A 12,943-nucleotide genomic window follows, 5' to 3' on the forward strand; every position below is an offset into this window, starting at 1 on the left:
ATGAGCTCGATCTGGAAAGATCTGCTGTTCCTGCACGGCCACCTGCTGCACAAGGACGACCTCGAATGGCGCACGGAAACACCGGCCGCCGACACCGCCGACACCGAGGCCGTCGAAGCACCCGTCAGCCGCGACGCCAAGGCCGCAGCACTGGCCTGCTGCGCCGCCGTGTGGCCGCGCATCGTGGCGCCGCACTAGCCATCCGCGGCTTGAATGCGGCCTGGAATGCACCATGTGAATGAAGGTGCGCGACAACCGTCGCGCGCCTTTTTCCATGCTCGTTACCAGGAGAGGCGTTCCATGCAACAGCGGTCACTCGGCGGCACCTCCCTTTCGATCGCGCCGCTCGCCTTCGGCAGCAACGTCTTCGGCTGGACGGTGGACGAGCCGCGCGCGTTCGAGCTGCTGGACGCCTTCGTCGATGGCGGCGGCAACCTGATCGACACCGCCGACGTCTACCCGGCATGGGTGCCGGGCAACCACGGCGGCGAGTCGGAGACCATCATCGGCAAGTGGCTGCGGCGCAGCGGCAAGCGCGACCAGGTGGTGATCGCCAGCAAGGTCGGCAAATGGACGCGGCACCGCGGGCTGGCGCCGGTGAATCTGCAGCAGGCGGTGGAGGGTTCGCTGCAGCGGCTGCAGACCGATCACATCGACCTGTATTTCGCGCACGAGGACGACGCCAGCGTGCTGCTGGCCGACACCCTGGGCGGCTTCGCGCGACTCATCGAGCAGGGCAAGGTGCGCGCGATCGGCGCCTCCAACTACAGCGCCGAACGCTTCGCCGACGCACTGGCCGTATCCAAGCAGCACAACCTGCCGCGCTACGACGTGCTGCAGCCGGAATACAACCTGGTCAGCCGCCGCGGCTACGAGGCCGAACTGGAGCCGCTGATCCGCCGCGAAAACATCGGCGTGATCTGCTACTACGCGTTGGCCAGCGGTTTCCTCAGCGGCAAGTACCGCCAGGCGGCCGACCTCGCCGGCCATCCGGCACGCAGCGGTGGCGTGCGCGCCCACCTCAATCCGCGCGGACTCGGCGTGCTGGCTGCGCTGGACGCGGTGGCCGCCGCCCATCACGCCACGCCGGCCCAGGTGGCGTTGGCCTGGCTGATGGCGCGCCCGGGCATCAGTGCGCCGATCGCCAGCGCCACCAGCGTGACGCAATTGAACGAACTGCTCGGCGCCTTGCAGCTCTCGCTGCGCGCCGACGAGATCGCGGCGCTGGATCAGGCCAGCGCCTGATCCGCCGCGATCACGCCATCACGCGGACAACAACCCCAGCGCCGTGTTGAGCGTGGCGCTGGGCCGCATCGCCGCGCCGGCCTTCATCCGGTCCGGGTGGTAATAGCCGCCGATGTCGACCGGCTTGCCCTGCACGCGGGCGAGCTCGTCGACGATGGTCGCCTCGTTCTCCGTCAGCGCCTTGGCCAGCGGCGCGAACCTCGCCTTCAGCGCGGCGCTCACGTCCTGCGCCGCCAGCGCCTGTGCCCAGTACATGGCGAGGTAGAAGTGGCTGCCGCGGTTGTCGATGCCGCCGACCTTGCGCGAGGGCGACTTGTCGGTGTCGAGGAACTTGCCGTTGGCCTGGTCCAGCGTCTTGGCCAGCACGTCGACCTCGGCGTTGCCGTAGCGGTTGCCGAGGTGTTCCAGCGAGGCGGCCAGCGCGAGGAACTCGCCGAGCGAATCCCAGCGCAGGTAGTTCTCTTCCAGGAACTGCTGCACGTGCTTCGGTGCCGAGCCGCCGGCACCGGTCTCGAACAGGCCGCCGCCGGCCATCAGCGGCACGATCGACAGCATCTTCGCGCTGGTGCCCAGCTCCATGATCGGGAACAGGTCGGTGAGGTAGTCGCGCAGCACGTTGCCGGTGACCGAGATGGTGTCCAGGCCCTGGCGGATGCGCTCGAGCGAAAACTTGGTGGCGGCCACCGGATCCATGATGCGGATGTCCAGGCCGCTGGTGTCGTGGTCCTTCAGGTAGCGCTCGACCTTGGCGATCACCTGGCGGTCGTGCGCACGCTGCGGGTCCAGCCAGAACACCGCCGGCGTGTGCCGCGCGCGGCTCACCGCCAGCTTCACCCAATCCTGGATCGGCGCATCTTTCGTCTGGCACATGCGCCAGATGTCGCCGGCTTCCACGTCATGCTGCAGCAGCACCTTGCCGGCCTCGTCGATCACCTTCACCACGCCGTCGCCGGCGATCTGGAAGGTCTTGTCGTGCGAGCCGTATTCCTCGGCCGCCTGCGCCATCAGGCCCACGTTCGGCACGCTGCCCATGGTGGCCGGATCGAACGCGCCATGCGCCTTGCAGTCCTCGATGGTGGCCTGGTAGACGCCGGCGTAGCTGCGGTCGGGGATCACCGCCACGATGTCCTGCAGCTCGCCCTTCGCGTTCCACATCTTGCCGGAGTCGCGGATCATCGCCGGCATCGAGGCGTCGATGATCACGTCGCTGGGCACGTGCAGGTTGGTGATGCCCTTGTCGGAGTTCACCATCGCCAGCGCAGGACGCTGCGCGTACTCGGCATCGAGGTCGGCCCTGATCGCCGCCTGGGTCGCCTCCGGCAGACTGCCGAGGCGCGCGTACAAATCACCGATGCCGTTGTTCGGATTGAAGCCGGCCTGCTTCAGCGCGTCGGCATGCTTGACCAGCACGTCCTTGTAGAACTCGCCCACCGCCACGCCGAACATGATCGGGTCGGAGACCTTCATCATGGTCGCCTTGAGATGCAGCGAGAACAATACGCCCTGCTTCTTTGCGTCGGCGATCTGCGCGTCGATGAACGCGGCCAGCGCGCGGCGCGACATCACCGCCGCGTCGATGATCTCGCCGGCAAGCAGCGTCGTCTTCGGCTTCAGCACGACCTGGCTGCCGTCCTTGCCGAACCACTCGATGCGCACGCTGCCGGCATGCTCCACCGTCACGGATTTCTCGCTGCCGTAGAAATCGCCGCCGTCCATGTGCGCCACGCGGGTCTTCGAATCCGAGCTCCACGCGCCCATCCGGTGCGGATGCTTGCGCGCGTAGTTCTTCACGGAAACCGGCGCGCGGCGGTCGGAGTTGCCCTCGCGCAGCACCGGGTTCACCGCGCTGCCCTTGACCCGGTCGTAGCGCGCCTTGATGTCTTTCTCGTCGGCGTCCTTCGGCTCGTCGGGATAATCCGGCACCGCGTAGCCCTGGCCCTGCAATTCCCTGATCGCGGCCTTCAGCTGCGGCATCGAGGCGCTGATGTTGGGCAGCTTGATGATGTTCGCCTCCGGCGTGGTGGCCAGGCGGCCCAGCTCGGCGAGGTCGTCGGCGATGCGCTGGTCCTCGCGCAGGCGCTCGGGGAACAGCGCGATGATGCGCCCGGCCAGCGAGATGTCGCGCGTCTCCACCGCGATGCCGGCGGTGCCGGCGAAGGCAGCGATGATCGGCAGCAGCGACTGCGTGGCGAGGAACGGGGCTTCGTCGGTCAGCGTGTAGATGATCTTGGACGACGTGGACATGGTATGAGTGAACCTCTCTGCTGCCGCGTGGCGCGGGATGGATGTCGTTGCACGCTCGGCGTCATCGCGGCGGCGAAAGACCCGATCATCGCGCGTGCAATCTGCCCATTGTCGCGTTTTAGCGTGCCACGGGAAAGCGCGTCGCCTTCATGCCGTCATGCCCGCCGACCTTTCCACCGCAAAACGAAAGGGACGCGGCGAGCGCGTCCCTTTCGGCGGCCAGGCGCAGGGAGCGTCATGGCTTCACGGAAAAGTCCTTGCTCGCCACCGGCTGCCCGTCCAGCAAGATCTCGATCTTGTAGTCGCCCTGCGGGAAGCCCTCCGGCTGGCTGATCATGAAGGCCGTCGTTTCCGGGCCGGATGCATCGAGCTCCTTGCTGTCCTCGTGCAAGGCCTGGTCCCGCGGGCCGAGCCACCGGGCCGTCAGCGTGGCGTGGCCCGAACCCGTGGTCTCGACCGACGCGTAGATGGTGTCCTTCGGCGCGAAGCTGGTGGCTGTGGCCACGACCTTGTGGTTGGCGTCGACGCTCGAACCCACTTCAAGCGAGGCGAAGCTCACGGCCGCGACGTCGCTCTCATTGGCCAAGCCCGTGCTGGTGGCCGGGGGCGGAAATGCCGGTGGCTCCGGCGAGGTGGACGCTGCCGTTCCGCTCGGCGGCGGACTGGAGGGCACCGGCGAGGCCGGCTCACTCTTGCCGCACGCACCCAGCGCCAGTGCTGCGGCCAGCGACGCGGCAAGCATCAGGGGTTGTCGGGTAGTTTTCATGGGGGCACCTCTTTTCATCGCGGAAAGCCCGGGGTTGCACGGACCCGTCTGGCTTGGGTCCGATCCGGGTTGGGAGTTCGTCGCCAAGCGCGTCGAACACGAGACTTCACCAAGGCACTGCGGGAAGCTGGCGACCACAGGTAACGGCGGCGCGGTAAACAGCTCGTGAGCAGGCCATCAGCACCGCGGTGCGCCGTTCAGCTTGAGGCGGCCAGCTGAACGCGCGATGTCGGCGCGTCGCCCTGGCCGCGCGAGGCTCACGGTTTCGCCGGAATCTTCAGCATCTGCCCCGCCACGAGCCGACCGGGGTCGGCGATGAGGTCGCGGTTCTCGTCCAGGATCCGCCGCCAGCCGTCGGCATTGCCGTAGAAGCGACGGGCGATGCCCTGCAGGTCGTCGCCGGCGGCGACCTCGTAGATGCGGGTCCCGTCCACCGCACCGCTGGCGTGCGACGCGGTATCGGTGAAATCCGCCTTGTTCGCCGGCGACATCCGCGCCGCCTGGCGGCGCACTTCTTCGCGCTGGTCACTCCGCTCGCCCATGTCGATCTCCGATCCGATGCCAAGCGCCATGGGTAACGGCTGCGCGATCAACGCCCCGTGAGCGCGGGTGTCCCGGCGTTCATGCTCCTGCCACGAAGCGCGCCGCTCACACCTCGGCCAGGCGCTGCCGCCGTGCCAGCTTGCGCTCGCGCCGGCGCGCGCTCCACGCCTTGCGCCGTTCGGCCAGGCAGGAGAACACCACGTACAGCGCTGGGGTGCTGAGCAGGGTGAGGCTTTGCGAGATCAGCAGGCCGCCGATCAGGGCGATGCCGAGCGGGCGGCGCAGTTCGCTGCCTTCGCCCAGGCCGATGGCGATCGGCAGCGCGGCGAGGATGGCAACCATGGTGGTCATCATGATCGGGCGGAAGCGCACCAGGCAGGCTTCGCGCACGGCCTCCAGCGGCGGCTTGCGGTGTTCGCGCTGGGCGACCAGGGCGAAGTCGATCATCATGATCGCGTTCTTCTTGACGATGCCGATCAACAGCACCAGCGCGATCTGCGCCACCACCGACAACTCGGTGTGGGTCAGCCACAGTGCCAGCAACGCGCCGACACCTGCCGCCGGCAGCGTGGAAAGGATGGTGACGGGGTGGATCAGGCTCTCGTACAGCATGCCAAGCACGATGTAGACGGTGACGATCGCGGCCAGCACCAGCCACAGCATGCCACTCTGCGATTCCTGGAAGCGGCGGAAATCCCCGCCCATGTTGAGCTTGATGTCGCCGGGCATGCGCATGTTGCCCACGGTGGCCTGGATCACCTGCATCGCCTGGCCCATGCTCACCCCCGGCGCGAGGTTGAAGCTCAGGTCCATCGTGGTGAACTGGTTCTGGTGGGTGATCTGCGACGGTGCCAGGCCGGATTCCTGGCGGGCGAACGCGGTGATCGGCACCATCTGGCCCTGGTTCGATTTCACGTATACGCGATTGAGCGCGTCCGGCGTGGCGGTCTGCGCGGGCAGCGCGTTGACCACCACGCTGTACTGGTTGATGTCCGAGTAGATGGTCGACACCTGGCGCTGACCGAAGGCGTCGTACAGCGCGCCGTCGATGGCGCCGATGGACACCCCGAGCCGAGCCGCGGTGTCGCGATCGATCACGATGTTCTGGCGCAGGCCGCCCTCCTCCACGTCGCTGCCGACGTCGCGCAGCAGCGGGTTCTTCTTCAGCTCGGCCACCAGTCGCGGCAGCCACAGTTGCAGCGTGGCGAGGTCGTTGCCCTGCAGCGAGACCTGGTATTGCGCGCCCTGGCTGGTGCCGCCGCCACCGCCGCTGGGCAGATCCTGCACGGCGCGCAGGCGCAGGTGCAGGTCGGGATACTTCGCGGCCTTGGCGCTCAACCGGGCCAGCACGGTGAAGGTGTCGTCGGTGCGCCCTTCGCTGCGCGTCTTGAGGTCGATGTTGAACGAGCCGCTGGCACCCTGGCGGCTGCTGCCCAGGCGCGTGCCCACCGTGGCCACGTCCGGGTCGGCCAACAGCATCGCGGTGAGCCGCTCCAGCCGCTGCCGGCTCTCGTCGAACGATACCGTGGCGCTGGAGGTGGCGCGGCCCCAGATCAGGCCGGTGTCCTGCTGCGGGAACAGACCGGTCTTGACCACGGTGAACAGGTAGAACGTGGCGACGATCAGCACCAGGGGCGTCAGCGAGAAGGCCAGCACGTGGCGCAGCGAGAAATCCAGCGCCCGCCGGTACACGCCGAGCATGCGGGCGTGGAAGCGGTCCAGCACGTGGCTGCGCGCGGGTCCGGCGCTGGCCTCGCGTGCGCGATGGCCGCCGAGGAAACGCCCGCACAGCGCCGGCGTGAGCGTCAGCGACACCGCGGCCGACACCACGATCGCCGCCACCAGGGTCACCGCGAACTCGTGCATGAACATGCCGGTGATGCCGCCGGCGAACAGCAGCGGGATGAACACCGCCACCAGCGAGGCGGTGATCGAGACGATGGTGAAGCCGATCTCGCGCGCGCCGGCCAGGGTGGCCTGCATGCGCGTCATGCCGTCGTCGATGTGGCGAATGATGTTCTCGATCACCACGATCGCGTCGTCCACCACGAACCCGATCGCGATCACCAGCGCCAGCAGGGTGAGGTTGTTGAGCGTGTAGTCGAGGATGTACATCGCCACGAACGCACCGGCCAGCGACAGCGGCACCGCCACCGCGGCGATCAGCGTGGGTGCGAGACGACGCAGGAACAGCGCCATGGTCAGCACCACCATCGCCAGCGAGATCAGCAAGGTCGCCTGTACCTCGTGCAGCGAGGCGCGGATGGTCGGCGTGCCGTCGAAGAACGGGGTGAGCCGGGTGCCTGGCTGCAGGAACGTGCGCAGCGCCGGCAGTTGCGCCTTGACCAGGTCCACGGTGGAGATGACGTTGGCGTCGGCCTTCTTGTACACGTACATCAGCACCGCCGGCTGGCCGCCGAACCACGCCGCCTGGTAGGCGTCCTCGGTACCGGCGTAGACGTTCGCCACGTCGGCGAGGCGCACCGGCGTGCCATCGTGGCTGGCCACCACCAGTTTCGCGAAGTCCGCGGCGCTGTGCAGCGAGGTGGTGGCGGCCACCGCCATGCGCGTCTTGCCGTCGCTGAGGAAGCCTTCCGGCGAGGTCACGTTGGCCGCGCGCAAGGCGTTGCGCAGCTGGTCCGGCGACAGGCCCATCGCGTTGAGCGCGCGCAGGTTCACATCGACGCGGATCGCCGGGGTCGAGGCGCCGGCGATCTCCACCGACGAGACGCCCGGCAACTGGCGCAGGCGCTGCGCCAGCAAGGTGTCGGCGACGTTGTAGAGATCGCCCGCGGCCTGCGTGTCGGAGGTCAGCGCGAAGGCGATCACCGGGTCGTCGTTGGGATTGGCCTTCTGGTAGCTGGGCGCGCCGTTGAGGCCGCTGGGCAGGTCCGGCGCGGCCGCGTTGATCGCCGCCTGCACGTCGCGCGCGGCCGAACCCAGGTCGGTGCCGTTGCGGAACATCATGAAGACGAAGGTGCGCCCTTCCGAACTGGACGAGCGCATCGTCTCGATGCCGGGCACCTGGCCCAGGTGCCGTTCCAGCGGCGCGGCCACGGTGGAGGCCATGGTGCTGGCGTCGGCGCCGGCCTGGCTGGCCTGCACGAAGATCGCCGGGAACTGCATGTTCGGCAGCGCCGACACGCCGAGCAGGAAGTAGCAGATCATGCCGCCGACGAACAGGCCGATCGCGAGCAAGCTGGTGCCGATCGGACGGCGGATGAAGGAGCCGGAGACATTCATGCGGGAAACACGACCGTGGTGCAGGCGGCACGATGCCGGGCGGGATCCAGGCGGATCATCCCACCCTCAACGCACCAGCGGCAAAACGGTTGATCGGGACGCGAAAAGGAAAAACCCCTGCCGGCGTCGCGCGGGCAGGGGCAGGCGGCAAGCGATCGGATCACGTCGTGCGATCGGCCCGCGCGTGTTCCAGCGCACGCCGTTCCCGGCGTGCGGCGAGCCAGTCGGAGAAACGCTCCATGTACAGGTAGATCACGGGCGTGGTGTACAGCGTCACCAGCTGCGACAGCAGCAGGCCGCCGACGATCGACACGCCCAGCGGCCGGCGCAGCTCCGAGCCGATGCCGGTGCCCAGCGCCAGCGGCAAGGCGCCGAGCATCGCCGCCGCGGTGGTCATCATGATCGGGCGGAAGCGCAGCAGGCAGGCGCGGCGGATCGCGTCATGCGCGTTGAGGCCGGTGCGGCGCGCCTCGATCGCGAAGTCGATCATCATGATCGCGTTCTTCTTGACGATGCCGATCAAGAGCACGATGCCCACGATGCCGTCCACCGACAGGCTCATGCCGAACATCATCAGTGCCAGCAGCGCGCCCACGCCAGCCGGCGGCAGGGTGGAGATGATCGTCAGCGGGTGGATGTAGCTCTCGTACAGCACGCCCAGCACGATGTAGATCACCACGATCGCGGCCAGCAGTAACAGCACCTCGTCGCCCAGCGAGGAGTTGAACTCGGCGGCCTTGCCGATGAACTGGCCGCGCACCTGTGGCGGGAAGTTCAGCTCCGCGTTGATCTGGTGGATCGCCGACACCGCGTCGGACAGCGAATAGCCCGGCGCCACGTTGAACGACAGCGTCACCGCCGGCAGCTGCTGCTGGTGGCTGACCACCAGCGGTGCGCTGGTGACCTCGGCATTGGCCAGCGAGGACAGCGGGATGGTGCCGCCGCCGCCCAGCGCGATGCCGATGTTGCCGGTGTTGCCGATGCCGCTGGGGGTGGCCGAGTTGCTCGACTTCACCTGGCCGAAGCTGGTGGCGTTGCTGCCGGTCAGCGCGCCGGAGCCGTTGCCGCGCACGGTGAGCTTGTTGAGCAGGTCGCTGCTGTTGCGGAACTCCGGCGCCACCTCCAGCACCACGCGGTACTGGTTGAGCTGGGTGAAGATGGTGGAGATCTGGCGCTGGCCAAAGGCGTCGTACAAGGTGTCGTCGATGGTCTGCACCGGCACGCCCATGCGGCTGGCCTTCTCGCGATCGATGGTCAGCTTGAGCGCGTTGCCGCGGTCGGCCAGGTTGTTGCTGACGTCCGCCAGCTCCGGCCGCTGGCGCATGGCGCGGGTCATCTGGTCGGCGTACTTGGCCAGCTCGGCGGAGTCCACCTGGGACAGCGCGTACTGGTATTCGGTGGCCGACACGGTGCTGTCCAGGGTCACGTCCTGCACCGGTTTCAGGTACAGCGCCACGCCGGGGATGTCGGCCACGCTCTGCTGCAGCCGCGGCAGCAGCTTGTCCAAGCCGTCGCGGTCGCCGCGATCCTTCAGCACGATGCTGAGCTGGCCCTGGTTCAAGGTGGGGTTGATCGTGCCGGCGCCGATGAACGCCGCCACGCCGGCCACCGCCGGGTCCTTGCGCAACGCCTCGGCCACTGCCTTGGTGCGCTGCTCCATCGCCGGAAACGCGATGTTGTCGTCGGCCTGCACCACGCCGGTGATCAGGCCGGTGTCCTGCTCGGGCAGCAGGCCCTTGGGGATGGCGATATACAGGAACACGGTCAGCACCACCGCGGCGCCGGCCACCAGCATGGTCAGGCGCTGGTGGTCGAGCACCCAGTCCAGCGAATTCTCGTACACGTGCACGGTGCGCGCCCACACGGTGCGCCTGCCGGCGGCGGCGTGGCGCTCGTGCGCGTCGTCGCCTTCCGGCAGCTGGTCGGGCTTGAGCAGGTAGGCGCACATCATCGGCGTCAGCGTCAGCGAGACCAGCATCGAGATGCTCACCGCGATGGTCAGCACCCAGGCGAACTCGTGGAACAACCGGCCGGTGACACCGGGCATCAGCAGCAGCGGCAGGAACACCGCCACCAGCGACACGGTCAGCGACAGCACGGTGAAGCCGATCTCCTTCGCGCCGATCTCGGCCGCCTCCTTGCCGCTCTTGCCCTGTTCGATGTAGCGCACGATGTTTTCGATCATCACGATCGCATCGTCGACCACGAAGCCGGTGGCCACCGTCAACGCCATCAGCGAGAGATTGTCCAGCGACATGCCGGTGAAACTCATCACGCCGAACGTGCCCAGCAGCGACAGCGGCACCGCGGTGGCCGGAATGATGGTGGCCCACAGCCGGCGCAGGAACACGAAGATCACGCCCACCACCAGGAACACGGTGAGGATCAGGGTGAACTCCACGTCGTGCACCGAGGCGCGGATGGTCACCGTGCGGTCGGCGAACACGTCCAGGTGCACGTCGGCCGGCAGCGCGTTGCGCAGCTCGGGCAGGATGCGGCGGATCTGCTCCACCGTCTGCACGATGTTGGCGCCGGGCTGGCGGCGCACGTCCAGCAGTACCGCCGGCTTGCCGTTGGCCCACGCGGCGAGCTGGTCGTTCTCCACGCCGTCGACCACCCTGGCCACGTCGGACAGCCGCACCGGCGCGTTGCCGCGGTAGCTGATGATGGTGCTCTTGTACTGCTCGGCATCGGCCAACTGGTCGTTGGTGCCGATCGAGTAGCTCTGCGTCTTGCCGTTCAGCGTGCCCTTGGGCGCGTTGACGTTGGCCTGGGTCAGTGCGCTGCGCACGTCCTCCATGGTCAGGCCGAGATTGGCCAGTTGCGCCGGGTTGACCTGGATGCGCACGGCCGGGCGCACGTTGCCGGCGATCGAGACCAGGCCCACGCCCTGCACCTGCGACAGCTTCTGCGCCAGGATCGAGTCGGCCAGGTCGTTGACGTCGCGCAGCGGGCGGCTGTCCGACTGCAGCGCCAGGGTGAGGATCGGCGCATCGGCCGGATTGACCCGGTTGTACACCGGCGGATACGGCAGGTTGCCCGGCAGCGTGCCCTTGGCCTGGTTGATCGCCGCCTGCACGTCCTGCGCGGCGATGTCGATGTCGCGGCCCATGTTGAACTGCAGCACGATCGTCGACAGGCCCGCGGACGAGTCCGAACTCATCATGCTGAGCCCGGAGATCTGCCCCAGGTTGCGCTCCAGCGGCGTGGTGATCAGCGTCGCCATGGTGGTGGCGCTGGCACCCGGATACTGCGTGGTCACCACCAGGCTGGGCGCCTCGATCTCCGGCAGCGCCGACACCGGCAACTGGCGGAAGCCCAGGATACCGAGCAGCAGCACCGCCACCATCAGCAGCGAAGTGGCGATCGGGCGGCGAATGAAGAGGGTGGAGAAGCCCATGACTATCCGTGACGAAGTGGGGCGGCAGTTGCCGCGTTCGAGACGCGCGCCAGCCCGCGGCAACGCCGCGGGCTCACGCGGACATCAGTGACGACCGCGGCCACCCTTGTTGTCCTGCCTGGACTTCTGCAATTCCGCCGCGGTGGGCGCGGCCGGCACTTCGCCCGGCTTGAGCGGGTTGACCTTGCTGCCGGGCTTGAGCCGGAACTGGCCTTCGGTCACCACCTTGTCGCCGACCTTGAGCCCGCTGCCGACCATCACGTGGCTGTCGCCGACTTCGCCGGCCACCACGATCGACTGCATCTTGACCGTGTTGTCGCCCTGCACGAGGTAGACATAATCGCCGTCCGGCCCGCGCTGCACGCCCTGCGAGGGGATCACCAGGCCGCCGTCGACGGTGTTCACCAGCAGCCGCACGTTGACGAACTGGCCCGGCCACAACTCGTCGTGCTCGTTGGAAAACTCCGACTTCAGGCGGAACGTGCCGGTGCTGGTGTCGATCTGGTTGTCGATCACCTTGAGCACGCCGCCGCTGGCGATCGGATGGGCGTCGACGCGATCGAGCGCGGTGACCTCCAGTGGCTTGCCGCCCTGCGCCGCGCTGCGCACCATGTCCAGGTTCTGCTCCGGCAAGGTAAACATCACGTTGATCGGGTGCAGCTGGGTCAGCGTGACGATCGCACTGGAGGTGGTCACCACGTTGCCCGGGTCCACCGCGCGGATACCGGCCAGGCCGTCGATCGGCGAGCGGATCTCGGTGTAGTCGAGCTGCACCTTGGCGTCGCGGATCGCGGCCTCGTCGGCCGCCACGGCCGCCTCGTACTGGGCCACGGTGTTCTTCTGCGTGACCTGGTCGATCTTGGCCACGTACTGGCTGTACTTGGGGTCCTGCGAGCGCTGGTAGTTGCTGCGCGCCGTGGCCAGCAGGGATTGATCCTGCTTGCGCCGGCTGACCGCCTGGTCATAGTTGGCCTGGAAGGTGCGCGGGTCGATGCGCGCCAGCACCTGACCCTGCTTCACCGGCTGTCCTTCGGTGAACTCGATGCTGAGCAGCCGCCCGGACACCTGCGGGATCACCGTCACCGTGTTGAGCGCCTGCACCGTGCCCAGCGCCGTCAGGTACACCGGCACGTTCTGCTTGACCACCGGCACCACGGTCACCGGCACCGGCGGCGCGTCGCCGCCCTTGCCGTCGGCGCCCTTCGCCGCGCCATCGCCCGGCTTGTGCAACATGCGGATGCCGACCACGGCGATCACGACCACCGCCAGCACGATCAACGCGATCTTCCAAAAACGCGACATGTGGAACTCCTGGATTGAACCGGGGCGAGCAACCGGGGAAGGCCGCTGCCGCAGGCACCACGTGGGCAGACGCGCCCCCATGGACAAAGCATAGGTGGACGGCAACCGCTTTGAACAATGCCGGTCGACAGGGGTGGGGCATGACCGATGGCAGGGTTTTGCGCCCCGCCGCACATGGGACCGGGCCGTGTGCACAACGT

General features: G+C 68.0%; 8 protein-coding genes. 2 read left to right on the forward strand and 6 right to left on the reverse strand.

Features of this window, described 5'->3' with window-relative positions:
• Nucleotides 1–198 (forward strand): hypothetical protein, encoded by a 198-nt coding sequence (locus ACVCMG_RS07655; RefSeq protein ID WP_447097255.1) that lies wholly within the window; start codon nt 1–3, stop codon nt 196–198.
• Between the two features lie 102 nt (nt 199–300).
• Nucleotides 301–1,245, forward strand: a complete 945-nt coding sequence (locus tag ACVCMG_RS07660) for an aldo/keto reductase (protein WP_447105543.1) — start codon at nt 301–303, stop codon at nt 1,243–1,245.
• A gap of 18 nt (nt 1,246–1,263) precedes the next feature.
• On the opposite strand, the gene ACVCMG_RS07665 is transcribed toward ACVCMG_RS07660, so the two are convergent.
• The 6 genes from ACVCMG_RS07665 to ACVCMG_RS07690 all read right to left on the reverse strand — a co-directional run bounded on the left by ACVCMG_RS07665 (nt 1,264) and on the right by ACVCMG_RS07690 (nt 12,743).
• Nucleotides 1,264–3,489, reverse strand: a complete 2,226-nt coding sequence (locus ACVCMG_RS07665; protein WP_447115286.1) for an NADP-dependent isocitrate dehydrogenase — start codon at nt 3,487–3,489, stop codon at nt 1,264–1,266.
• Between the two features lie 235 nt (nt 3,490–3,724).
• Complete coding sequence (locus tag ACVCMG_RS07670; RefSeq protein WP_447115287.1) at nt 3,725–4,231, reverse strand: hypothetical protein; 507 nt, start codon at nt 4,229–4,231, stop codon at nt 3,725–3,727.
• Nucleotides 4,232–4,512: 281 nt separating this feature from the next.
• Entirely contained in the window at nt 4,513–4,797 is a 285-nt protein-coding gene (locus ACVCMG_RS07675) for a LysM peptidoglycan-binding domain-containing protein (RefSeq protein ID WP_447115288.1), read from the reverse strand.
• Nucleotides 4,798–4,903: 106 nt separating this feature from the next.
• A complete protein-coding gene (locus tag ACVCMG_RS07680) occupies nt 4,904–8,041 on the reverse strand; it encodes an efflux RND transporter permease subunit (RefSeq protein ID WP_447115289.1) in 3,138 nt (1,045 codons plus the stop codon).
• Between the two features lie 160 nt (nt 8,042–8,201).
• Nucleotides 8,202–11,441 carry an efflux RND transporter permease subunit gene (locus ACVCMG_RS07685; RefSeq protein WP_447105538.1) on the reverse strand — a complete coding sequence of 1,080 codons (3,240 nt, stop codon included), beginning with the start codon at nt 11,439–11,441 and terminating at the stop codon, nt 8,202–8,204.
• 84 nt (nt 11,442–11,525) lie between these two features.
• Nucleotides 11,526–12,743: an efflux RND transporter periplasmic adaptor subunit gene (locus ACVCMG_RS07690; RefSeq protein ID WP_447115290.1), complete on the reverse strand. Its 1,218-nt coding sequence runs from the start codon at nt 12,741–12,743 to the stop codon at nt 11,526–11,528.
• Nucleotides 12,744–12,943 lie beyond the last annotated feature (200 nt).

The sequence above is a fragment of the Rhodanobacter sp. UC4451_H18 genome, assembly GCF_052978225.1.